Below are 24,841 nucleotides of genomic sequence, written 5' to 3'. Positions count from 1 at the left end.
CTTTTAATTTGTATTGACTTCAACCACTTCAATTCTTTCCCCACCAAGCAAAATCAAATGACAGTCTACACGATCTATCTTGTAGGCTTTTTTCAATGCCTCGGCATAGAGTTGCATTTGAGCTTGGTAACGTTGGCTGAGTTGGATTGGTTGGTCATATTTGTCTGTCTTATAATCAAAGAGGACAATATGATCATCATATAGCAGGTAGCCATCGATAATCCCACGAAGGACAAATTGTTCCTGCGACAAAGAATCCGTCTGCAAACTTGCAAATGGAGCTTCTCTGTGGAGTTTGTCTGTATTGGCTAGAATTTCTCTTCCTAAATCTGTATCAAAGAAATCCAAAATCATTTGAACATTGATTTTGTCTTTAATCGCTTGCTCAGCATGAACAGCTTCTAGGGCTTCTCTTACCGTATCTTCTGTCACCAACCAAGACAGGTCCAAACGTTGCATGAGTTCATGGACTGCTGAACCGACTTGGGCTCCAGTAATTTTTGGCTTCTTGGAGAAATCTGGCAAGTTGAAAGTCCGTTTTGGCTGGTATTTTTCCATAACTTCCATGCCTTCTTGTTCCAAGATTGGTTCATAAAGTTTTTTTATCTGACTTGGAGTGCGTAAACTTGGTAATTCAATAGCAGCCTTATAGCGTTCGTTCAACTCTTGGACAGAAGATAATTGGTCCAAGGCCTGGGCAATGTCTTCTGATTGACGAATATCTTTAAGGCTGGTGTTTTCTAGCTTATTCTTCAATGTCAGTTTACCAATCTTCTCCTCTGTCAAATCCTCATCTGTCACAAAGACTTTCTTGAAGTGCAAGTCTTCTCCTGAAAAAGCCTCATCAATGGCTAGAATCCAGTCTTGGAAGGTCGCCATACTTTCACGTGTTGATTGGGCAAGTACGCCATCTTCCTTCTTGCCATCGTATTTTTCAGCTAACTTGTCAGCATTGCCCTTTCCAACCAGATACAGCTTCTTCTCTGCACGCGTTAGTGCAACATAAAGCAACCGCATTTGTTCTGAAAGATTGGCAATTTTTAGCTCTTGGAGATTATTTTGATAAGGCAGGGTGTTCATTAAGACTCGCACCTGAGGCAATGGGCTAGTTACCTTATCTTTCATATCCGCTAAATATTGGATACCCAGACCATTTTTTCGGCTGATGATGACTGACTGGTAATGGTCTTCCAAGTTGAATCGCTTATCGATGTTCATTAGGAAGACATACTTGAACTCCAAACCTTTTGACTTGTGGATGGTCATAAGCTGTACAGCATTTTGCGGTAGAAACTCTTGTACATCTGCCAAGTCCTTATCATTTGCTAAGGCACGGTCAATCATGGCGATGAAGCGGGACAAGCCCTTGTAGCCTGTTTTTTCAAACTGGTTGGCACGCAGACCTAGTGCATATAGATTGGCCTGACGCTTGCTGCCATTTGGAAGAGCACCGACATAGTCATAGTAGAATTTTTCATTGAAAATCTTCCAGATCAAGTCATAAATAGAATGCAGCTTGGCATAGGCACGCCAGTTTTCCAAAATAGACAAGAAATCCTTGATTTTCTTTTTCAACTCTCCTGACATCAGTTCAGGGTGCTGCCCATTTGTTTGCTGGGCTAATGCCATTTTCTGGTAAAAGAAACCTGTCCCAGCCTGCAAGGAAATCCGTGTCAGTTCATCCTCATCGAATCGGAACATAGGCGATTTAAGCAGGGCAACCAAGGCGTAGTCGTTGAGTGGATTATTGATAACCCGCAAGGTATCCAGCATGATCATGACTTCTAAAGATTGCAGATAGGAGGCTGCTCCGCCATCTGTCACAATAGGAATCCCATGTTTTTCAAAAATGGACATAATGAGATCATTGTGCGTCCGCTTTTGTACCAAGAGAGTGATGCCCTTGAAGTCTGCACCTTCTTCATTGTGAAGACGAATAATCTCCTTTGCAACGACCTCAATTTCACCAGCAGTCAGAGGTGTTTCCTCCTCGGAATCCGTTGAAGAATGTACGCTCTCCTGCTGGTCGTAAATCAAGTATTCCATCTCATGCTTGGGCTGGGCAATTTTTTGACCAGGACTACCAGCCACCAGACTGTGGGTGTCGTCATACTTGATTTCCCCTACTTGGCGGTCCATCAGGCGCGTGAAAATAGCATTTGTTGCCTCCAAGACCTCAATCTGACTACGGAAGTTTTCCTTGAGCAGAATCAATTTCCCAGCCTGAGGATTTGCCTGGTACAGTTCAAATTTCTCTTGGAAAATCATCGGATCCGCCTGACGGAATCGATAGATGGACTGCTTAATGTCGCCCACCATAAAGCGATTATGCCCGTTAGACAGCAAGTCCAGCATCCGCTCTTGGCTATGGTTGTTATCCTGGTACTCGTCCACCATGACTTCGTGGTATTTTTCTTGGAAAAACTGGCGGATATCCGCATTTTCTTCTAAAATGCGAATAGCGAAATGCCCAATATCGCCAAATTCAAAAGCTGCTTCCTTGATTTTGACATCCAGATAAGCCTGCGAAAAATCCAAGACAAAGTCACGTAGTAATGTAAGCAGTGGCAAAGCTTGAACCTGATAATCTTTCAGCAGAGTTAATTCATAAACTTCCTGACCTAAATCTCTAAGTCCTGAGATAATCTGGCTCTTGCCAGCATTGTATTCTTCTTTAAAGGCTATCAAATGCTCATCTTTTGGTCGATTGGCATTGGTCAGGCCCTTGCCTCTGGACTGATCATTGATGAGAAGGATTCTTTCAACCCGCTCCATCAAGTCCTTCTGGTCCAGACTATCTAAACCTGTCAACAAATCCAAAACTTCTTCCACATTGGCAAAATACTTAGCGGAACCAAAGTCATTTCTGCCCCATTCCACATGGTAGCGGAAGAAATCTGCAGCTTGATAGAGCTTATCTAGAACTTTTTCCCTAAAACCCTGCTCTAAGATCTGCTCTATACGCTCTTGACTGTACAAATCAGCTTGAACAGCCTGCTCTTTCAGCCATTTAGTTGGACTGCTCGTCGATTGGCTAAAATCATGCACCTGATAAACAACCTGACGGAAACTACTATTATCCTTGCGGTTACCTGAAAAATTGCGAACCAGTTTGCGGAATGCACCATTTTCATCCTGTTCAAGATAATCTGCAAAAAGCTGATCGAAAACCTCTTTTTTCAGACTTGCTTTTTCAGTCTCATCCTGTAAAATCCGAAACTGCGGAGAAATACCAAGGCTATAACCATAGGTTGTGACCAATTTCTGCGTAAAGGAGTCCATGGTCCCAATATCCGCCTTGGTCAAATCCGCCAACTGGGCAGACAAATGCCGACGCAATTCCATATCGGTCGTCTCCGCAATGGTTTCGTTGAGATTTTTCTCAATCCGCTCCTTCAACTCACCAGCCGCTTTGACTGTAAAGGTCGAGATAAAAAGCTGGTCGATTCCCACACCACGCTTCAACTTATCCAAAATCCGTTGAACCATGACAAAGGTCTTGCCTGACCCAGCCGATGCAGAGACCAGAACATTCTGACCGTGCGTGTAGATGGCTTCAATCTGCTCAGGTGTGCGTTTTTGTTGCTTATCAGAATTGGCTTCCGCCAGCTGCACAGCCTTGATTTCTTCCGCACTTAAAAATTGTTCAAAAGCCATTAGTCCTGACCTCCTTTCATTCGTTCCATCCAATCTTGACGCTTGGCCTCTTTGATCAACCGCCGCGCCATGCCCATGTGCCGATCCGCCTCAAAACCAGTGATTGCCTTCAACTGCTCACCTGCCACCGAACGACCATCTTTGGTATAAGGGTTAATAGCAAAGCGACCATCCAGGATGTCCTTGGCAGCTTGTTTGTAGAGTTCTTGGTTGTGGTTCAATAAAACCGCAAACTCATCTTCCGTGTAGAGTTGGTTACGAGTCTGATAAAAATGATTGAGCCCCAGACTTTCCTCCTTCAAGAAAAGCCCCTTGTAAACCAAGCTCGTATTGGCAGCTCCTTCTAGCTGTTCTAAATTCTTCGTATCTTTTAACTTGATAATCGGATCCTGCAAATGCAAATACATAGCCCCAAAAACTGGTTTATCCTTGGTTTCATCCAGCTCTTGTAAGGCTGCCAAGTAGGTCACCAACTGAGGTTTGAGACCATTGTAAAAATCCCCAACTGAAAAAGATTGGTCGCTGGACTTGTAATCCACAACACCGACAGCCTGATTGATTTGTAAGGTATCCAAGCGGTCAATTGTACCATTTACATGCACACTCTTGCCATTTTGAAGGTCAAAAACCAGCGCCTTATCCTGACGAAAACTCTTTTCCTGACCATCAATTTCAACCAAATCATTATCCCGCAAAATAGTCGCACTGGAGCGAGCAATCTTATCCAGCACCTCCTCCGTATAACGAGCATCCGCATCCTGGTTATAAAACATAGCAAATTCTGCCTCGTCACGCGTATGCAGGATGGCCTTGTCCACTTTTTGATCAAAATCTAGATCAGATTGGTCCATGACCACACGTTCAAAAATCCGATGCAAAAACAAACCATGCTGAAAGGCAGTCGGATGGATGGATTCCTGTTCCCGCAAGCGAAGAACATTGCGGACAAAGTAAAGATATTGGTTGTTGTAGAAATTGGTCAAGCTGGATGCAGAAAGATTGAGCGGCTTATCCTCTGGATATAAAGCAGCCAAGGTATCAGCTGCAAGCTGTTTAGAAGTAATTTCGCCAGTAATGGTCGGAATTTCAATGCCTTGCGACTCCAATTTCTTCTTCAAATGGCGAACCAGGACTGTCCAGAAGGCCGTCTGCCCTTCCCATTCTTCAAGTTCAAGAGAGGGTCTTTCTGACTCAATCAAACGGGATAAGAGACTCTTGTAGTGACCAATGTCTTGCGGACTAAGTGTTTTCATCCGACCACGTTCTTCGGATTTCAGCCCCATTTTTTGGAGAATCTTGATATAAGGGGAGAGACTATCCTCGCCTTCGTTATATATCTGAGGAGTTGAAATGACTAACTGTTCCGTCGCAGCATTCAGCAGAGACATCATGGCAGCATGGTTCTTCTTGATATTCTCTCGACTGACCAAATCAAAACGTGAAGAGCTAGCCGAAACAAGATTGACTTTTTCCATCTCTTCTTCTGTCAATAGACTGGTATTCTTGGCAACTTTTGGAAAATTGGACTGGCCCATACCGATAGCAAAAACATACTTAGCAGTGTGCGGCTCGATCAAATCATAGGATTTGACATTGACCACATCAACCGTTGCAGGAACGGTACGATAGTGACTGGCCTGCATGCCAGCCTGTAAAATAGCCAGAAATTCATCCATTTTCAATTTTTCTTTTCCGAAAATCTGATGAAAATTCTCTAGAATATGGGTGAAACTTTTCCAGACCTGCTCTTCTTTTTCTTGCTCTACTTCACTCAAATTTCGAGACATTTTTTCCATATTTTTAGGAAGCTCAATTGCCTCCAAAAAAGCCATAAATTTCTCAAGCAAGGCAGTTCCAGATTGTGGTCCAGCCTTAAACAGCTGGTTCAAAGGCTCCATAATCTTAGCACGCAGGGGTTCCAAGACAGTCAAATCATAGACAAGCCTTTTCTCCTTGATGGCTTCAGCATCGTAGTCCGCTCTGCCATTAACCGAAAAAGCCCTCGAAAAAGCAGCCTGCCCCTTCATATCCGCAAAAAGGATGTAAGACTCAAATAGGTCCAGCTCCTTTTGGGAAATGCTGGCGTACAAACCAGATTTGAGGAGATTGAGCAAGTCTTCCGCTCGGAAACGATAGCGGCGCAAGCGCTCCAAGGACTCCACAAAATGGACCAGGGGATGATGACTCATCTCCTCTGCCTTACCGAAATAGTAAGGAATCTCATACTTGTCAAAAATCTTGCCAATCTGCAACTTGTAGCTATCCACATCACCCAAGAGCAACAAGATGTCTTTATAGCGAGCCCCTTGATGCACATGCTGACGAATCGCAGTCGCAACCTGCTCCACCTCTTCTTTTTGGTTAACGACTTCCCATAGTTGGATTTTTTCTTGGTCAGCTGGAGTCAAGTCTATCATGGTCCCGCTGTAGTCATAATAGGCTTCCATATTCTTTGAAAATTTACCAATACTGTCCAAGACTGGCTCTTGACCAATATAAGTAGCCTTAGTCTGGAACTGCGTTGATAACTGACGTAAAAAGTCAACGTTGGCTTGATAAACGTTCCCTTCCGCATAGGTCGCTTGAACAGCTTTCTTGCTGGCATATACACCAATCAGGATTTCCGACACCCGTTCATTTAAAGCACTTACTAAAGCTTCTTCTTCTGCCGAAAAACGAGAAAATCCGTCTACCACCAGCACAATGTTCTTCAACTGCTCATCCAACTGACCAGTTTCCACCAAGCTAGTCAGCTGTGCTAACTTAGACTGATGCTCAAAGCCTTCTTTGGACAAAATGTCTGTTACAGCCAGAAAAATCTTTACTAAATCAGCCTGCTTATCTGGTGACTCCATGGCTTCCAAGTCCAAAACAGACATATTTGCCCGTTGCAATTCTTTGTATAAAGCAACTAGCTGGTTAATGAACCCAAAATCTGTCTGTAAACGACCATAGACTTTCAAGTCGCCGTCTTCAAATTGCGATAGAACACGAAAGAAAATCATGGCCAGACCAACATCATCCAGTGGTTGACCTGTTTCTTTCTTATCAATCATCAAATAGCGGACCAATTGCCCAAAACGGGTCACGATAATATCAAAAGTTGCCTGTTCAGGCAGGTATTCCAAGACCTTGCGCTCCATCTCAAAGGATAGAGAGTTTGGAGCAATGTAAAAAACACGCTTACCTTCCTTAGCAAATTCTGCTGCGGTATCCGTTAAATACTGCGTCAGAGGATTGCGAATATCTGTATAGACTAATTTCATATCAAATTCTCATGCTTTCGTTGAATATACTATATCTAGTATATCAAAATAAGACAAAAATATGGAAGTGGAAAAGAACTCGACCGAACAAAAAAAGAGCTCGTCTCCCACCCCCACACAGCTCCAACAGTCAGAGTAGTGACTGTTGGAGGTTGGAAATGGAGCGAACTCTAAGATGTAGCTCTGGACTTTTTGCCCAGCCTCATTTTTTCGGAAAGGCAATCCTGCCTGTTACGTACAATTCTTATACTTTCTATATGGGGGAATAAAGTCTGTATAAAGAATTTTGACTAATCTTCGTTACGACGACGTTTTCTTGCAAACGCAAGTGTTGCGACAAGCATTGCTGTACCAAGCGCACCTGCCACAGATGAAGCCTCACCAGTATTTGGCAATTGAGCTTTACCTGAAGCGGTTTTACCTGCTTGAGGTTTTGCAGGAGTTTCCTTCTCAGGTGTTGTTGGTTTATTAGAAAGTTTGCGATAAATATGTGTCGTATTACCTTCTTCATCAACTACAGTACGCACATACTCGTAACCTGAAATTTGACGTTTTGGTGTTGACCCATCCTCTTTTGGCGCAATAGGGTTACCTTCTTCATCAACGTGGTTAGTCACAACTTTCTTAGCAGGTGTTTTCTTGTAGATGTGAGTTGTATTACCATCTTCGTCAGTAACAGTTTTACCTGTGAACTCGTAACCTGGGATTGATTTGTTTGGTTTTGTTCCCTCTTCTTGTGGCGCAATAGGGTTACCTTCTTCATCAACGTGGTTAGTCACGACTTTCTTAGCAGGTGTTTTCTTGTAGATGTGAGTTGTATTACCATCTTCGTCAGTAACAGTTTTACCTGTGAACTCATAACCTGGGATTGATTTGTTTGGTTTTGTTCCCTCTTCTTGTGGCGCAACAGGGTTACCTTCTTCATCAACGTGGTTAGTTACAACTTTCTTAGCAGGTGTTTCAACTTTACGGTAAACGTAAGTCACAACTGTTTCACCTTCTACAACTTTACCATTTTCTGTACCATCAACACGAACCAATTCATACTCTTCATCTTTGAAAGTAATTGTCTTAGGTTTGTTGTCTGTAGTGTCGTATGGCGTACCCTCTGGAGAAGTCGGTGTATCTGTTACAGGATCCTTGATAACTGTACCATCTTCTGTCACGTAGTTAACAACAACTGTACCATTCTTAACTTCCGGTGTTTTCTTGTAGATGTGAGTTGTGTTGCCATCTTCGTCAGTAACAGTCTTACCTGTGAACTCGTAACCTGGGATTGATTTGTTTGGTTTTGTTCCCTCTTCTTGTGGCGCAACAGGGTTACCCTCTTCATCAACGTGGTTAGTTACGACTTTCTTAACTGGAACATAAGGAATTGGTGTATCAACACCTGGATTTTCTGGTGTTGGTGGTACATATCCCTTACCTGGATCGTTTGGATCAACTGGTTCCAACGGTGTGTTGTCCTTAGGATCAACCGGTGTGTATCCTGGAACGTAAGGAATATTTGGAATCTCACCATTTGTTCCTGGTATCGTTGGATCGATTGGCTCATCTGGCTCTGTTGGGTCAAATGGGTAAGGTACTTTTGGACGCTCTGACTCTGGTACATTTGGAATCTCTGGAATCCAGTTTGCAACTTTCTGGTAAACATAAGTTACTGTGATTGTTCCTTCGATAACTTTACCATTTTCCTCACCATCTATCTTAGATGGAACAAGGACATAGCGTGACCCATCTTTTGTGACGATTTCGTTTGGTTTCTTGTCAGTTGTAGTATAAGCATCTCCAACCGGTGCATCAGACACATCCGTTTCTGGATCTTTAATTACATTACCTTCTGTATCTTTGTAATTTACAACTACAGAACCTGTCACTGCTTTATAGACATAGGTAACTTCTTTATTAACACCAGCTTCAATCTTGCCTGTTGTTGGGTCAATACCTTTCGCAGTATTATTGCCAACTGCAATCAAGTTATTTCCAGTGCCAACTTTACCAACCGGATAATCACCAGCAGGAACAAGTTTGTACACCTTGCCTTCAAAAGTGATGGAAGCTAATTTCTGATCCAAGTCGGTATCATAATTATAACCAGGTTTCGCATCTTTTTCATCTGAAACAGGAGCTTTGATTACTTTACCATTGACATCAACAAAGTTAACATTAACGTTACCAGCTTTTTCGTAAACATACTTAACAGTTGTTGTACCTTCAACCACCGCACCGGTTGTCTTAGCTGAATCAGATTTAACTTCTTTGTAGAAGTAGACTGTCCCGTCAGCAGCAACCAATCTATCCGGTCTATGGTCAGCATCTGTATTATACTGGGTACCAAGTTCTGACTTAGGAGTATCCACAACTGAATTTACAATTTGTTTTCCGTCAGTATCGTAGTACTCAACAATGACATCACCGTATTTAGGACTCACTTTATAGACATGAGTTGTCTCTACAGCTGTAGCCACTGCAGCGTTTCGGAGATATTGTTGGATACCAAATGGTTTATACCCCTTATCAACGTGAGTTTCACCTTTAGCCGTACCAATCCATTTAAATTCTGTGCTACCTGTATTTGCAGTCGTCCAAACTTGGGTACCGATATAAATTCGACCATATTTACCACCAGTTGTATCATCCCCAGACCATTGGGCAACTACACGATACTTACTACCTTGGTCATTTGTAGCACTTTCCTTGAATACCATAAAACCATCCTCAACTGTATAAGGAGATAGAATAGTTGTGTTGGTATTATAATCGTATACCTTCGAATCAGCAGTGTAGACAGTTGGGGAGGTTTCAAGCAACGGAATAAAGCCAGTAGTATCCGTTCCAGTCCAGTCCACAGTACCCGTATAAGTTGGATCCAAAAGATAGATTTTGATAACAGATTGGTTGTCTGCTACAACCTCGCGAATAGCCTTATATTGTACAGTCCCTTCTCTAACGGCACCTGCAAGCATGACCGTACCTTTTGGATAGGCACCTTGAACAGCTCGTTGTTCTGTTTTTACATAGTCATAACCAGTAAAAGTACGGACTTTAGATGAAGTAACCTTTTGACCTGCAATGGTTTGTAAACTGTAAGTCGCCAAAACTGTTCCATCTTCAGTAACATAACGAGTTGTATTGACTTGATATGCAGGTACTATGATTGTGGAATAAAGTCGATCTGCATCATCAAAAAATTTCAATGCCCCTGGAGTACTTGTTGTAGCTATTGAAGCATCATAGGTTAAGATAATTTTACTATTCTTCTCGTTGACTGTTTTAGGATAGCTAAAAGTGGCAGTACTACCAGCTTCAAGTTTGTAACTCTCTAATACTTCTCCGTCCTTCGTACTAACCAACTCTGCTAATACAGTTGAGGTTGATGGATCCGAGTCCAAAGAATAACGGATATAAGCATTAACAACAGCCCCTCCAATAATCGATCCTTCTTGGTTTTGATTATAAGCATTTAAATCAAATGACTCAAAAGTATACCAACCAGATTCTTTTGTAGCCTCAATTTTATCTCGAAGCGTATGAGGAGCAATTTCTGCACCATTTGGATCAGACATTGAAGGTGTTGCTGTTGTCGTTCTATCTAGAAGGGTACCTTCGCCATCGCCAACTTTCAATGTTGATGCAGTTGTATCAAGAGCCGCTGTCAAGAGACCATCTACAGTGTATTTTTGCAATGCATTCCCCAACGCCTCATTGGCTGCTTTAACCGCTGCGACTTGCGCTTCAACTTGCTCAACAGTTGCTGCTGGGTCCGCCCAAATTGCCTTAGCTGCTGCAAGTTTTGCTTGAACATCCGCTACAGCTCCCGCAAGGGTTGCATCTTCAGTTTTAGCCAACTCTTTTTGACCAAGATCAACCAACAGTGGTGATTCTGATGTTACCTGTTCAAGAACAGCTTTCGCTTTTTCAACTTCTATCGAAGTCGTAGCTACCGCACTCGTATTTTCAGCCGGTGCTGGCGTAGCTTCAGCATTTGTTTTTCCAACTTCTTCTGCAACCGCTTCTGTTGAAGCAGGCGCTACACTACTGGCAATAGTTGGTTCTGACGAAGCACCAGCTTCTTCAGCTTTAACAACCTGTGTACCGGCACCTAAAACTAACGACACACCAAGCAAAACACTTGCTGCACCAAAATGATACTTACGAATCGAAAATTGTTGTTTCGTGCCGTACCAGTCAAATGATTTTTTATTTGCTTTACGCATAAAAAATCCCCCATATAAATATTAATTTAATTACACAAATTTTCTACTCTTTGTATCAAAGCCTTGAAAACTCCTGCAATCATCTGAGGTATTATACTACAAATAACTTTAAATGCCAAGTAATATTATAAAATTCCTCAAAAAACATTATGAATTCGCTTCAATTCGAGAAGAAACCAGTATATTCATAGTTTTTTCATATTTTTTAAGAAATTTCACTTTTGAGAATTTCTATAAAATTACCGACACCGCAAAAATATTCGCGCCATATCTTGTATTCTTATACATATAGCCAATAATAAATAGTCAATAAATTTTAAAAAAATCTGCCTGTTTTCTGATACAACAAGCAGATTTTGACTTTATTCCTTTTCTTGCTCTCTTGCCAAACGCTCACGTTCCAAACGGAATTTGCGATTGGGATTGAGCCTGTTAAAGAGTTCTTCTAATTTTTCAGCATTCCAAACATCGGCTGCTGAAACAAAATTCCCATCTTTATCCTTGAAGGATATTGGCTTATCACCCATACAGACCTCCAACTATTTTTTTAGATTGCTCACAAACGACTGTCACCAACTGAATGAAATTTGTAAAGCTATAGTCTGCTCTAGAATTTCTAAGTTCGTACTAGACTAACTTACCGGACAGGTTACGACATGGAGTACAGGCAGTCGAAACTACTGCCTGTACGGAATAGTCCACCATAGCGGCTACCGTACTACATCAAGTCCTTTAGGACTTAAAGGTAGTTCCAACGTTACGACACGGAGCCCAAATGGTCGATACTACCATTTGGGTGAAGTTAGTAAAGTAGCTAGCCAAGGTCCCCTAGGACTTGGCGTAGTTTGACTAGAGGCTGGGCAAAAAGCCTAGCACCACTCTTCAGAGTTCGTGTCAACATCTCAGCGCAGTGGTTGATTGGCAGATTTGTTCGTGTTTTACACTCCAAATCTGATCTAATCAACTGTGCGGGGGTGGGAAGACGAACTCTTTTTTAACTAGTCGAGTTCTTTCCCACTCCCAGTCAAACTGCTTACCTCGCTTGCGAGTTTTCAGGCTCGGGCTGAAAAAGTCCCCCAGACATGGTCGCTTTCGTATTTCAAGGCGACCAGCTGATACAGTTCCCCAAACTACCTCGCTTTCGAATTTTTAGGCTCGGGTTAAAACTGTCCCCCAGACAGTTTTAATCCACAAACTCAAATTCGAACTTGCCAATACGGACGATGTCGCCGTCTTTGGCACCACGCGCACGGAGGGCTTCATCAACACCCATACCACGTAACTGGCGAGCAAATTTCATGACAGATTCGTCACGATCGAAGTTGGTCATGGTGAAGAGTTTTTCCAGCTTGTCACCAGATAGAATCCAACTTGCATCGTCTGCACGACTGATTGCAAATTCTGGTTCATCTGGATTAAAGCCATAGTAAGCCTCTTCTTCTTGGAAATCTGATTCGTCGTAGAGCAAAAATTCTGGCGTTTTCTCAAGCAACTCGGCTGTGGCTTCTAGTAGATTTTCCAGACCTTGGTGAGCAATACCAGAAATTGGGAAAATCTGTGGCAATTCTTCAAACTCATCATAGTTGGCTGCCAATTTTTTCTTGAACTCTGCCAAATGTTCTTCTGCCTCTGGCATGTCCATCTTGTTGGCAACGATAATCTGAGGACGCTCCATCAAACGAAGATTGTAAGTTTCCAATTCATTGTTGATGGCTACATAGTCCTCATAAGGATCACGACCTTCACTTGCTGACATGTCCAAAACATGCAAGATAACACGTGTCCGCTCGATGTGACGGAGGAATTGAGTTCCAAGTCCCACGCCTTGACTAGCACCTTCAATCAAGCCAGGCAAATCAGCCACTGCAAATGACTCGCCAGACTTGGTCCGCACCATTCCTAAGTTGGGAACAATGGTTGTAAAATGGTAAGCACCTATCTTAGGTTTGGCAGCTGTAATCACACTGAGAAGCGTTGACTTACCAACTGATGGAAAACCAACTAGACCAACATCAGCCAGGACTTTTAATTCCAATTCAAGGTTCCGCTCCTCACCAGGTTCCCCATTTTCAGAAATCTCTGGTGCTGGGTTCTTAGGTGTCGCAAAACGAATATTTCCACGACCACCACGACCACCGTGGGCAATGACAAATTCTTGACCATTTTCAACCAAGTCCGTAATGATTTTACCTGTATCAGCGTCACGCACAGTTGTTCCCTGCGGTATACGAACAATTAAATCTTCCGCTCCTCGACCGTGCATACCTTTGGTCATCCCTTTTTCACCATCATCAGCCTTAAAGCGACGGTTGTAACGGAAGTCCATCAAGGTCCGCAAGCCTTCATCTACAACGAAGACAACATTTCCACCATGACCACCATCACCGCCCCAAGGACCGCCGTTTGGTACATACTTTTCACGACGGAAGGCAACCATCCCATCGCCTCCCTTACCTGCCTTGACCTTAATCTTGGCGGTATCTAAAAACATACTCATAATTTACCTATTCTTTCCTAGAAAAAAACGCTTAAAAGCGTTTTAGACCTCTATTCACAAGCGAAGTGCTTATATATAAGCGAAGGTTTTTTAGCTAATCAAGGTCGTTCTTTGAGAGAATACTGACTGTATTTTGAAAAAACTAACGATGAACAGCTTAAAAACCAAACTTAGATAAAAGTGCCGAACTGTCAATACAGGTTCTTAATTCATCAATGCATTAATAGCTGGTAAAATCAAGCCAGCCAATGTCGCGACAACCATCACGACAACGATTACTAAAGTCACTTTCTCAAATGTTGTTTTTTTGTGTTTTTCTTCACCAAAAGCCATTGCTTTCTCCTTATTTAGTCATTGATAGTTTATTCTAACACATTATGGGAATGTTTTCAAATCTCATCCTTTGAAGAAAGGCTTTCCTTCACCTTCTCCGCCACCTTATACGGCACTCCTGCTTCTGCGATTTCTTGCAGGCTGGCCGACTGGATATTGCCAATAGACTTGAAATGCTTCATCAAAGCCTGTTTGCGTTTTGGTCCCAAGCCCTCTATGCCGTCCAATTTGGATGAGAAGGAATTTTTTGACCGAACCTGACGGTGAAACTCGATAGCAAAGCGGTGAACTTCATCTTGAATCCGATGCAGGAGGAAAAATTCCTGTGAATTGCGAGGTAACTCAACTACTTCCAGCGGATTGCCAAAAAGCAACTCGTGGGTCTGGTGCTTGTCATTCTTCTGTAAACCTGCAATGGGAATGGACATCCCCAACTCCTGCTCGATGACCTGCTTGGCAACATTGACCTGCCCCTGACCACCGTCAATGATAATCAAATCAGGCGGTGTCAAACCGTCCCGCTGCACCCGACTGTACCGCCGCTGCAACACTTCTCGCATGGAAGCATAGTCATCCGGTCCCTCCACCGTCTTAATCTTGTACTTGCGGTATTCCTTTTTATTAGGCACCCCATTTTCAAAGACCACCATAGCCGACACAGGACTGGTCCCCATGATGTTGGAGTTGTCGAAAGCCTCAATCCGCACAGGCGTCGTAATCCCCAAAAGCTGACCGATATTCTCCACAGCACCGTAGGTCTTCTCCAGATTTTTCTCCAAAAGATTAAACTTCTGCTCCAGACTAACACGCGCATTCTTGGTCGCCAGATTGATGAGTTGCTTCTTCTCGCCACGCTGGGGCTTAAGCACCTTGGTATCCACCAGAGCTTCTACGGCTTCTTGGTCAATATCCTGCGGTATCAAGACCTCTGAGGGAATCAAATGTTGCTGGTCCCTGTAAAACTGACCGATGTAGGTCAAAAAGTCTTCGTCCGCATCATTATAGTATGGAAAAAGATTGACATTCCGCTCAATCAGTTTCCCCTGCCGAACAAAGAAAACCTGCACACACATCCAGCCCTTGTCCACATAGTAGCCAAAGACATCCCGATTTTGCAAGTCATGGGCCATCACACGCTGCTTGGTCCGCAGGGTGGAAATGGATTGCAGGACATCACGGTATTCTGCAGCCTTTTCAAATTCCAAATTGCCAGCAGCCACTTTCATCTTTTCCTGCACTTCCTTGACAATCTTATCATCATGACCTGTCAAAAACTGGGCCACTTCCTTAGCCATCTTGTCATAGTCAGACAGGCTGGGCAGGTTTTCTCCATGGGCCAAACATTGCCCCAAATGATAATAAAGACAATACTTGTTCTCAGGCAATTTACACTTGCGGAAAGGATAGAGGCGTTCCAATAGTTTGAGGGTCTGGTTGGCCGCCCCCACATCTGGATAGGGTCCAAAATACTGACCGCCATCTTTTTTTATCTGCCGTGTAATCATCAACCGTGGATGACGTTCCTTGGTAATTTTGATAAAGGGATAAGACTTGTCATCCTTGAGCATGATGTTATAGCGAGGCTTGTTTTCCTGAATCAGATTGATTTCCAGTAAGAGGGCCTCGATATTGGAATCTGTCACGATAAATTCAAAGTCGGCAATTTCAGATACTAAGGCCTCTGTCTTGGTATCATGGGCACCACGAAAATAAGACCGCACCCGATTGCGCAGGTTTTTGGCCTTGCCCACATAGATAATCTTTCCGTACTTGTTTTTATGGAGGTAGCAACCCGGACTGTCCGGCAGCAACTCCAACTTATGCTTGATCAAATCGTTCATAGGTCTATTATAGCAAATTTTCGGATAATCGAGCTTATTCCACTCCATTGTATATAGTCTTTTAGTTTACTTTTAGTACTCGCTTCAAAGGTTTGGGGAACCTTTGAAGGCTGGAAATAGCGCGAACCAAGTTCGCTTCAAAAGCCGCAGGCATAACTGAAGTTAGGCAAGGCGAGTTCAAACAATCCAGTGGAGTGTTTGAAGTTGGAAATAAGGAAACGGAGTTTCCTCTTACGTCGAAGTAATAAAAGAAAAACTAAATGACGATACTCGACTTCTTGGAATATATCCCATCTATACTACAAAAATATTGATAGAAACTATTGCTTTTGTACTAATTCAGCAGTATAATAAATGTAATTAATTGTATATATTATTCGAAGAACATTGGAATAAGGCTCGGAATACCTAGCAAGCTCCTACTTTTAGTTCACGAATAACAAGGAGGTTACTATGATACAATTTGACCATATCACAAAAACATACGGCGAAACAATCGCACTTGATGACCTAAATTTGACAATTGAAAGCGGCGAGATTTTCGGTTTAATTGGTCACAATGGGGCAGGAAAAACAACGACAATCAGTCTATTGACTTCGATAATCGAAGCCAGTTATGGAACTATCTCAGTTGATGGTTTAAATCTAGAGGAGAACCGTGATGAAGTCAAGAAACGGATAGCCTACGTTCCAGATTCGCCAGACATCTTCCTACACTTAACAGCTTTTGAATACTGGCACTTTATGGGCAAGGTCTATGGTGTAGAAAAGGATACAGTTGATGACCGTATCGCTAAACTATCTAGTCTATTTGATATGACCGCGCGCCAGCATGAGCCTATTGATAGTTTTTCACACGGTATGCGTCAGAAAACCATTATTATTGGTGCATTGATCCCTAACCCTGATATTTGGATTTTGGATGAACCCCTAACTGGACTGGATCCTCAGGCCTCTTTCGACCTAAAACAAATGATGAAAGAACATGCTCAGTCTGGTCACACCGTTCTATTTTCTACACACGTCCTTTCAGTAGCTGAACAACTCTGTGACCGCATTGCAATTCTCCGAAAAGGGCAACTCATTTTCGTAGGAAGTCTAGATGAACTCAAATCACAGTATCCAGATAAAGATTTGGAGACCATCTATTTGGAATTAGCTGGACGCCAACAAGTGAAGGCAGGTGAGGAAGTATGAGTAAATCCATCATTTGGGAACTAGTAAAGATTAATATTCTTTATTCCAATCCTCAACTTCTAGCTTCCGTCAAGAAGAAACAAAGCAAGCGCAAAGACGCCTCCTTTTCAGCCTATAAAAGTGTCCTCTTGCAACAAGTATTTATGGTTTTGAGTTTCGGACTTCTCTATTCTGTCTTTTTCATGGGAGTAGATTATAGTCAGTCCATCGGTTTCTTTTCTCTGCAACTAGCGCTCTTTACCATTATTGCCATTGTCTACGGTTTTACAGGTTTCTTCTCCGTTTTCTACGATAGTAAGGATACAAAGTTGTATTTAGCACTTCCCCTGAAGCCACAAGAAGTCTTCCTCGCTAAAATCCTCTCTGCACAAGGGATGGTCTTACCCTTCCTCATGCCGTGTCTGTCTTTACTTCTAATCACTTACTGGCAAATTGGCGGTCCGCTCCTCGCCTTAGCTTCCATTCCTTCCTTTTTGATACTCTGGATTTTAGTTAATTTAGTCAATCTGATTATCATGCACTTTGTTGGGGAAGTTCTGACAAAAAGCCCTCGTAAAACATTGATTTCTACAATCCTGATGACAGGTTCTTCCTTGCTGGCTTTTGCTGCACTCATGTTCCTGCAATCTCAGCAGACCGTTTCACTCGAATCTGGTGGCTTTGTTGATTTTCCTATCATACCTATATTTGCTGGATTCCATTACTTGGTCAGCCATACTATCTCACTAGAAACACTCCTTCATTTTGGACTTCCTCTCATTTTGATGATTGGACTTATTGTATTTGCGTTTAAAACTGTCATTCCCAACTACTTTAATCAAGTTTTAGCGATTGAAAATGCTTCGACAAAACGGACCAATAATGCTAAATCTGCCAAAATTCCTAGCAATCTCAATCAGGCTTTAGTGAAACACCACCTATCTACTCTTAAAGATAGCAACCTCATGGTCCAAACCATGATACAACCAATCATCATGGGAGTGGCGCTTTTTCCAAGTTTTAGCCGTTTCATGGAGAATGGTGGTCTGAGTTCAGTTGAATGGGATTTCTTTGGTATTGCTCTATTAGCTGGATTCTTGCTTGGTAGTCTATTTGCTGGTTCTACAACCTTCATCGGAGTGGCCATGTCATTGGAGAAGGAAAATTATCATTTCATTCGAACACTTCCTATAAGTTTCAAAAAATTTATCATCCAAAAATTCTGGGTATTGGCTGCCGTGCAATTTGCACTACCGACTCTACTTTACTTTGCTTTGGCGCTAGGTTTCATGAAAGTCAAATTCATTCTAGCATTCTTCTTTACAGTCGGCATCATTATCTCAGCCCTGCTAACTGGTCAGATTTATTACTGGCGTGACCAACGACTCCTCATGCTCAACTGGCAAAATAGTAACCAGTTATTCGGTCGCGGAGCGGGTCAATGGTTGATTGCTGGATCTATCATAGGAACAATGTTTCTTGGAGCCATCATTCTAGTTTTCAGCATCATATTAGCTGGCACTATTGGTGCAGCTTATGTAAGCTCAGCCTTGATGACCTTACTGCTTATCCTATCAGCTACTCTTCAACTGTATATTTACAAAGCTTATTGGCAAAAACTAAAATAGATTGGACAATGTCCAATCTATTTTAGTTTTCTGCGTAATATTCCTAACCGTAGCCTTCTACTTCAGCATTGATTTGCCAAGAGATACCAAACTTGTCTGTTACATTGCCATAGGCAGGAGACCAAGGAACTGCTTGAAGTTCCATATTGATAGCAGTTGCATCTACGGATAACTTGCTGTATAGTTCCTGCGCTGTCTCAGCATCATCTGTGATAAGCGCAACTGTAATATTGTCACCTACTGTATAAGGCATTTCTGGGTTGTTGTCTGACAACATAAACCGTTGACCATTCAAACGAAACTGTGCATTCATCACGTAATTTTCTAGTTCAGCAGGGCAGTCTGGTAAGAATCTTTAAATAGATTTACTTGCTCAACTGTTGCCCCAAGAGCATTTTTATAAAACTCGATGGCTTCCAAACCATTACCATTAGTAACCAAGTATACTTCCATTGCTTTGAGCATGATGGACCTCCAAAATTATGATGGTTTATTATATCACGAGTTAGTTATACGGACAAATTTTTCGACTTATTTCTGACTAAATGTAAAATTAGTAGTCTCCACCTGGTACACCAAAATATTCTTCCAAGGTCAAGCCTGAATTGTAAATATCTGTCGCTTCTTGACCAATATATCGCACATGCCAGGATTCTGCCATATAGCCTGTGCTAGATTCTTTTCCTGGAAGATAGCGGACAATAAAGCCATATAGGTGTGCATTCGTAGCCAACCACTGAGAAGCATTGGGTTCTTCTAATAAATTACCACTTGTATCCAATAAATCAAAGGCTAATCCTGTCTGGTGTTCACTATATCCAGCTCTTGCAGAATACCTATCTGCCGCTGCTTGTCCTTCTTGATTTACATAGGACTGATAGAGACTTGCCTGAGTTTCATAGGAACGAAATCCACTGTAGTTGTTGGAGATACCAAATCCTAGCGCCTGCATATCTGCTTTTAAACGTTGAAAAGCTGCTAAGGCTTCAGGATTTTCGCCTGGTGCATAATCAGCTGCAAGCGGATGCTTTTTATTGGCGATAATCACTTCGCCATATTTTCCTTGTACACTATAATAGGAACCGTTAAAATTTACCTGAGTCTTTGTGTTTGTTACTTCTTGATTCGTTTCCGCTGATGTAGAGCTGCTTGTTGACTGCTCCGAAGATGTTGAAGCAGACTGACTTGAAGTAGTCGAAACAACCGTTGACGAATTTTTTGTAGTATTGGTCTGTTCCGTCTTTTGATGACATGCTGCTAGTAAAAACATAGCCGGCAAGCATAACAGAATAGTACGTTTCATTATTATCACTCCGTTCTCTTATAATTATGTCTATTGTAGCACAATCATAAGACCCCGTCTAATGGCGGCTTATGATTTTAACCATTAATATTTTAATGCACGTTGAACTTCTCTAGATTTGTTTTCTTTACAAGAATGCACATTTACCACTGTTGCAAAAATGATAACATACATGTCATAAAAAGAAACACCAGCCTTTCGACTGGTGGACATATATGATGTTAAATACCTGTATTCACAAGTAAAGTGATTTATATACAAATAGTTTTTGAGGAAATACTGACTGTATTTTGAAAAATCAGTATTAGCTAGAGATACTGATACTCAATGAAAATCAAAATCAGACTAGGCGACGCAGATGCAGATAGAACTGAAGTTCATCAAATCAAGTCAACAACGTCTGATTTTGATTTTCGAAGAGTATGAACTGTAAGTACAGCTGAGATACCTCAGCAATAGTCCCTACCAAACATTATTTTTGATTTTTAGATGACATACCGTTTGTTATGATGTCTTCTACCTTCACATCCGGTTTATTATTTAGCACTCCTAAAAATACAAGAATACTGAGGATAATACAAATAGTCTGCTCGATTTGGTTTAAAGTACGACTACATTCAATATTGAAATAACAAACCAGGACATTATCAACGAGCATCAATACCAACGAAATTAGTCCAATCCAAAACATATGTTTTTTCAAACGATTCTTTATTTGTTTCATATCTATACTCCTTTTTGATGTATAAAAATACATTTTACCATAAATAAATCATTAATTCAAAAAATATAGAATAAAAATATGATAAAGCAATCGAAATTTGACTGAATAGATTAAAAAGTTTCACTATGGTCGAATGAATTAGCTTTCAGACAAGGAACTGAGGTACAAGTTGCTAGAACAACCTAGAGGCTGTTCTAGATTGGAAATAAGACTTGCGAAGCAAGTCATTTTCGTAGAGTATGGCAAAGCGAAAGAGACGATGTATCAAGGCTAATTCAAATGTCTATATATCAGCATAATAAAACGGGTGATGATACCGAGTTGATAGAAACTACATATCATCATCCGTTTGTCAGCTGTAGGGAGAAAGAAATGTTAGCCGATTAGCTTGATGTCCGTTCTCTGCATTATTTACCCTGCAATAAACAACGAGAAGAAACTTGTACCAACCATATCCGCAAGAGCATGTCCTAAGAAATAGGGCAATAAATTATCATTTTTCCTTGTATACATGTAGTAATAGAAAAGACCGAAGGCTACACCAATAACAAGAGCAGATACCATTCCTTGATAGGTATGGAAAGATATACGGACAATTGTTGAAAAGAGTAAGACCAGCGAACGCTTTTTCTTATCTGTACTCAACAATAAGCCTAAGAAAAAGAACTCTTCATAGAAGCCATTAAACAAGGAATAGATAACTGTGCTGTAGTCAACCGCTAGGAAACGGTTGAGCACTGTCATGATATTCCAGTCATAGTAAGGCAAGTATCCGAGAAAATTATACCCACCAGACAGACCTGGAATATATGAAAAGGCTGTAAATGCCAAATCGCTAATCAGACCAGCACCGATGAAAATCAGTGGTCCCCAGAGTAAAACTCTCCACTCTAATTTTACTTTTAGCTGCTTGAAATCATAATTCCGAATCAATAAATACACCAGGGCAAACAGGAATAACTTTCCTTGATTGGCTAGAGCCCACCAATTGTCTGCTGCAGTAAAGGATTGGACTCCTGTTTCCACTACTTCTGTTGCAGAAAATGATGCTATCCATTGCATGGTTGAGGTATAAATAGCATTACCACATAAAATCGTTGTGATAATAAACAAATCTATCCAAGTGAGTTCTTTTAGGGGCTTGGTTGGACGAATGCGTCTCAATAATCTTTTCACCTTTTCCTCCTTATATTTTGGTACATATTCTTTCTGTACAATTATATACTAAAATCCTTATAAATTTCTTAAAATATCTTATAACAAATCTAATAATTCTTGATAGCTATGAATGGTATAGGTTGGAACTGCTTTACTGTTGTTTATCTTGTGAGTCGGATTGTACCAAACAGTATCCATACCTGCATTATTTCCGCCTTGAATATCTGCTGTCAAACTGTCTCCAATCATTAAGGCTTGGTCAAATTGAAAACCTGAAATCTGCTCTGCTATTTTTTCATAAAAATCAGCCGCAGGCTTTTGCGTCCCCATCTGCTCAGAAATAAATACTTCTTTGAAATACGATTGAATGGGTGAGTGAAGCAAGCGATTTTCCTGTATATAGGTCACGCCGTTGGTCGCCGCATAAATTTGGTAGCCTCGGTTTGTCAATTCCTGCAAAAGTCTATCTACACCTGTAAAAATTTGTCCCTGCCGCCCAATAAATTCTTGGTAGCGCAAAGCCATCTCCCTTCCATCAACCTGCCGACCAAAGTGGGCAAAGGTCCGTGAAAAGCGGGTATTGATCAGCTCTTTCTTTGTAATGTTCCCTTTTTCCAAATCCTTCCACATGCCCTGGTTGAGCGGTCGATAGACTTCTTTAAAAGCTTGAATATCTTCAACCTCCATAGCTGTCAAAAACTGGGTTAAGGCTACTTCTTCTCCACGACTAAAATCAAGAAGAGTATGGTCAAGATCAAAGAGTAAGTGTTTGTATTGCAAGATGATAAGTCCTTTCTAAGCAGAAACTACTGAAGCGATGTCAGGCAGTATGTCTAAAGTATACCACAGTTTCTAAAAAAATAGCTCTGTGTCCTAGGCTCTATTATACTTTCAGTAGCTCTGGACGTACGGATTTCCTCATTTTCATTGATCAACAAGCCATAATATACAAGCTTGCAATTTATTTTAATACACTTGATTCTATAATTTTAACATCCCCAAGATTGTCAAACGAATAGCGTTGACTCCCCTTTTCAAACCAAGTCTTGAGAACGACATCATTCAAAATATAGGATGATTTTTCCCTTAACCAAGTAGCATCTATGCCATAGGTGTTCAAATAATTTAATAGTTCTTCTTTTTCAGTTACCTGCAAAGAAGGGAGGCCTTTGGAGGAAGAAAACCAATAGGAACTCTCTAGATGTTCTTGCAGATTTACCGCTTCACCCCTTTTTTTATCTATCCAATAGTCAGACTTAGCCCATACTAAAGAACTATTTGAATTAGAAATTTCAATGCTTCCTAGTAATTTCTTATCCCTATACTCATAGTCTATATATAAATAAGTATCATTCCCTAATTTTTTTGAATACTCAATACTGAACGCTTGTTCCAGACCAACAAATATAGATACCTCCCCTCCATCTGGGTCATTAACAAGAACGGGTAACTCTGTTATTCTATCCGGTTCTCTAAATGATTGCGAACTTCCTAAAATAGTACTCAAATCTGGTAAGCCTTTCAGTGCCCCACTATATACCTCGGCATAGTTCATTTCAAAGAATACATTCTCTAAGGAATTATATTTTATCTTTTGACTATAGTAATTAAAAACTTTAAAAATCAGAAATGAGCTCGTGACAATTATGACAATTATAAAAAAATATTTTGAAAATTTATGCTTCATATATACCTCCACATCATTGGCTCAAATCTTGAATAAATTGATGAGCGACTTGACAGTTTCCACATGATATTTTATTATCAAAAATTTACAAATTTATTCTACCATACCAAAAAGAAATCACCTAGAAATGTCTAGATGATTTCAATAACTATTTTGATATATTACCTTAGCTATTTTAACTTTCTCCACAATGAGAATTACAGATTACTACTCCTCAATGTCAATTAACATCCTTAAACCTTCTAATTCTCCTTTAACTTGTTGATAATAGGCTGACTATCCGAAATAACATCGATACCAAAATTGATACCAAGAATTTGATAATGACGGAATGGGGCCTGGTGATTTTCTCGTATAATTCTTTTTAAATGGCTATCAAGAAGTTCTACCAAAATAGCTTTATGTATCATCGGAATATTTTTAGGATCATCCCAATATTCACACGGATTCAAATCCCACCCTTCATCAATGACTTTACAAAATAATATTTTCTCAAAATCTATGCAGAAATGATTTTCTTGATTTTTCAACCCATCAAGATAAATTTTTAGGTTCATATCTTGATCTATCTGACATCGAACTTGGTACCAATCATTCTCAATTTTGCCTCCTATATCAACCCACTTGGCCATCATTTATCCCTTCATCATGAATTAAAATTTCTTCTCCCTTGTATAGAATGACATCAATAACCATATTTGTTGAGAGAATTTGATAATGTTCTAATTCTTCTTTTTCCAATACTCCACCAGCCACTTGAACCACTTGTTCAACCAGCAAACTATTAACTATTTTATACAAAGGGTACTCTATCCCTAGTTCAGATACGCTTGGAACTTGATATAGGTTCAGAGATAATTCTCGTTCTGTTAGTCTATAAAAATGACAAAATGGAAAATCAAGGACAATTTCAGACTGGTTGCCTTTTAATACAATCATTGCGATTTCAAAATCACTACTCTCACCAAATTTTGCTTCTGCAGTATATCTATCTTCTACTAATTCACCCCAACGTAAACGTATCTCGTTTCTTGATTTTTCAGCACTAACATCTAGCAATTTAGAATTGTGAATGATATCCTGATATTTTTCCTTCACATCATTAATCACGATTTTACCCCCTACTTCTAATATCAGTATCGACCCCTGTAAGGAATTTTAAACTGAAATTCCAACGATGAGAAACCATCCTTACTATTTTGCCATAACTTATCCATAAGATATTGTTCCCATGTCTAAGTCACACATATCATACAACCACGCCATCATTCATGGTATTCCTTTATCCATTAAAACTGAGCTATAAGTGTGGATACGTGTTTAAGAATTTTTAGCTTTTGCGAAAATATCAGAG

At 40.8% G+C, this 24,841-nt stretch carries 16 protein-coding genes and 1 pseudogene; 2 read left to right on the top strand and 15 right to left on the bottom strand.

Annotation, left to right across the window (positions count from 1 at the left end):
* Positions 1–3 precede the first annotated feature (3 nt).
* The 7 genes from addA to uvrC form a co-directional block, all read right to left on the bottom strand.
* Positions 4–3,657 (bottom strand): helicase-exonuclease AddAB subunit AddA, encoded by a 3,654-nt coding sequence (gene addA, locus ODU34_RS00985; protein WP_398578283.1) that lies wholly within the window; start codon positions 3,655–3,657, stop codon positions 4–6.
* Positions 3,657–6,923, bottom strand: coding sequence for an ATP-dependent nuclease subunit B (gene rexB, locus ODU34_RS00980; protein ID WP_398578282.1), 3,267 nt, complete (start codon positions 6,921–6,923; stop codon positions 3,657–3,659). The genes addA and rexB overlap by 1 nt, the downstream gene beginning before the upstream one ends.
* A gap of 290 nt (positions 6,924–7,213) precedes the next feature.
* Positions 7,214–11,140 (bottom strand): MucBP domain-containing protein, encoded by a 3,927-nt coding sequence (locus tag ODU34_RS00975; protein ID WP_398578281.1) that lies wholly within the window; start codon positions 11,138–11,140, stop codon positions 7,214–7,216.
* Positions 11,141–11,502: 362 nt separating this feature from the next.
* Positions 11,503–11,667 carry a hypothetical protein gene (locus ODU34_RS00970; RefSeq protein WP_024393955.1) on the bottom strand — a complete coding sequence of 55 codons (165 nt, stop codon included), beginning with the start codon at positions 11,665–11,667 and terminating at the stop codon, positions 11,503–11,505.
* Positions 11,668–12,323: 656 nt separating this feature from the next.
* The gene (obgE, locus tag ODU34_RS00965; RefSeq protein ID WP_398578280.1) at positions 12,324–13,637 is read right to left on the bottom strand and encodes a GTPase ObgE; all 1,314 of its coding nucleotides are present in this window, start codon (positions 13,635–13,637) and stop codon (positions 12,324–12,326) included.
* Between the two features lie 204 nt (positions 13,638–13,841).
* Positions 13,842–13,970 carry a DUF4044 domain-containing protein gene (locus ODU34_RS00960; protein ID WP_002935474.1) on the bottom strand — a complete coding sequence of 43 codons (129 nt, stop codon included), beginning with the start codon at positions 13,968–13,970 and terminating at the stop codon, positions 13,842–13,844.
* A 56-nt stretch (positions 13,971–14,026) separates the two neighbouring features.
* Complete coding sequence (gene uvrC, locus ODU34_RS00955) at positions 14,027–15,811, bottom strand: excinuclease ABC subunit UvrC (RefSeq protein ID WP_398578279.1); 1,785 nt, start codon at positions 15,809–15,811, stop codon at positions 14,027–14,029.
* 453 nt (positions 15,812–16,264) lie between these two features.
* Between uvrC and ODU34_RS00950 the strand changes: the two genes are divergently transcribed.
* Together ODU34_RS00950 and ODU34_RS00945 are read left to right on the top strand one after the other, a co-directional pair.
* A complete protein-coding gene (locus ODU34_RS00950) occupies positions 16,265–17,008 on the top strand; it encodes an ABC transporter ATP-binding protein (protein WP_011922278.1) in 744 nt (247 codons plus the stop codon).
* A complete protein-coding gene (locus ODU34_RS00945; protein ID WP_105179442.1) occupies positions 17,005–18,615 on the top strand; it encodes a permease in 1,611 nt (536 codons plus the stop codon). Before ODU34_RS00950 ends, ODU34_RS00945 begins: the two co-directional genes overlap by 4 nt.
* Before the next feature lie 43 nt (positions 18,616–18,658).
* Here the strand turns inward: ODU34_RS00945 and ODU34_RS00940 are convergent.
* From ODU34_RS00940 to ODU34_RS00905, 8 genes and pseudogenes are all read right to left on the bottom strand, one after another.
* Positions 18,659–19,080: pseudogene (locus tag ODU34_RS00940) on the bottom strand (VOC family protein).
* A gap of 88 nt (positions 19,081–19,168) precedes the next feature.
* Positions 19,169–19,918, bottom strand: a complete 750-nt coding sequence (ldcB, locus tag ODU34_RS00935) for an LD-carboxypeptidase LdcB/DacB (RefSeq protein WP_032497807.1) — start codon at positions 19,916–19,918, stop codon at positions 19,169–19,171.
* A 472-nt stretch (positions 19,919–20,390) separates the two neighbouring features.
* Positions 20,391–20,642 carry a phage holin gene (locus tag ODU34_RS00930; RefSeq protein WP_024382988.1) on the bottom strand — a complete coding sequence of 84 codons (252 nt, stop codon included), beginning with the start codon at positions 20,640–20,642 and terminating at the stop codon, positions 20,391–20,393.
* 411 nt (positions 20,643–21,053) lie between these two features.
* Positions 21,054–21,818: a CPBP family intramembrane glutamic endopeptidase gene (locus ODU34_RS00925; RefSeq protein WP_398578278.1), complete on the bottom strand. Its 765-nt coding sequence runs from the start codon at positions 21,816–21,818 to the stop codon at positions 21,054–21,056.
* Between the two features lie 78 nt (positions 21,819–21,896).
* Positions 21,897–22,580, bottom strand: a complete 684-nt coding sequence (locus tag ODU34_RS00920; protein WP_105179444.1) for a YjjG family noncanonical pyrimidine nucleotidase — start codon at positions 22,578–22,580, stop codon at positions 21,897–21,899.
* A gap of 181 nt (positions 22,581–22,761) precedes the next feature.
* On the bottom strand, positions 22,762–23,487 hold the full coding sequence (locus ODU34_RS00915) for a TipC family immunity protein (protein ID WP_105179445.1): 726 nt from the start codon (positions 23,485–23,487) through the stop codon (positions 22,762–22,764).
* 242 nt (positions 23,488–23,729) lie between these two features.
* Complete coding sequence (locus ODU34_RS00910) at positions 23,730–24,122, bottom strand: hypothetical protein (RefSeq protein WP_238140490.1); 393 nt, start codon at positions 24,120–24,122, stop codon at positions 23,730–23,732.
* Entirely contained in the window at positions 24,103–24,597 is a 495-nt protein-coding gene (locus tag ODU34_RS00905; protein ID WP_105179446.1) for a hypothetical protein, read from the bottom strand. Before ODU34_RS00905 ends, ODU34_RS00910 begins: the two co-directional genes overlap by 20 nt.
* Positions 24,598–24,841 lie beyond the last annotated feature (244 nt).

Source organism: Streptococcus sp. 2018WUSS126, from assembly GCF_044427425.1.
Lineage (GTDB): Bacteria > Bacillota > Bacilli > Lactobacillales > Streptococcaceae > Streptococcus > Streptococcus hashimotonensis.
Note: the sequence above shows the minus strand (reverse complement) of the source record. Positions and strands in the feature narration are given on the sequence as shown.

What these genes read in the sequence shown, in the direction of transcription:
- ODU34_RS00970 (WP_024393955.1), bottom strand. Translation starts at nt 11,667, where the DNA reads ATGGGTGATAAGCCAATATCCTTCAAGGATAAAGATGGGAATTTTGTT.
- ODU34_RS00975 (WP_398578281.1), bottom strand. Translation starts at nt 11,140, where the DNA reads ATGCGTAAAGCAAATAAAAAATCATTTGACTGGTACGGCACGAAACAA.
- ODU34_RS00915 (WP_105179445.1), bottom strand. Translation starts at nt 23,487, where the DNA reads ATGAAGCATAAATTTTCAAAATATTTTTTTATAATTGTCATAATTGTC.
- obgE (WP_398578280.1), bottom strand. Translation starts at nt 13,637, where the DNA reads ATGAGTATGTTTTTAGATACCGCCAAGATTAAGGTCAAGGCAGGTAAG.
- ODU34_RS00960 (WP_002935474.1), bottom strand. Translation starts at nt 13,970, where the DNA reads ATGGCTTTTGGTGAAGAAAAACACAAAAAAACAACATTTGAGAAAGTG.
- ODU34_RS00930 (WP_024382988.1), bottom strand. Translation starts at nt 20,642, where the DNA reads ATGAAACAAATAAAGAATCGTTTGAAAAAACATATGTTTTGGATTGGA.
- addA (WP_398578283.1), bottom strand. Translation starts at nt 3,657, where the DNA reads ATGGCTTTTGAACAATTTTTAAGTGCGGAAGAAATCAAGGCTGTGCAG.
- ldcB (WP_032497807.1), bottom strand. Translation starts at nt 19,918, where the DNA reads ATGAAACGTACTATTCTGTTATGCTTGCCGGCTATGTTTTTACTAGCA.
- ODU34_RS00910 (WP_238140490.1), bottom strand. Translation starts at nt 24,122, where the DNA reads ATGATGGCCAAGTGGGTTGATATAGGAGGCAAAATTGAGAATGATTGG.
- rexB (WP_398578282.1), bottom strand. Translation starts at nt 6,923, where the DNA reads ATGAAATTAGTCTATACAGATATTCGCAATCCTCTGACGCAGTATTTA.
- ODU34_RS00945 (WP_105179442.1), top strand. Translation starts at nt 17,005, where the DNA reads ATGAGTAAATCCATCATTTGGGAACTAGTAAAGATTAATATTCTTTAT.
- ODU34_RS00950 (WP_011922278.1), top strand. Translation starts at nt 16,265, where the DNA reads ATGATACAATTTGACCATATCACAAAAACATACGGCGAAACAATCGCA.
- uvrC (WP_398578279.1), bottom strand. Translation starts at nt 15,811, where the DNA reads ATGAACGATTTGATCAAGCATAAGTTGGAGTTGCTGCCGGACAGTCCG.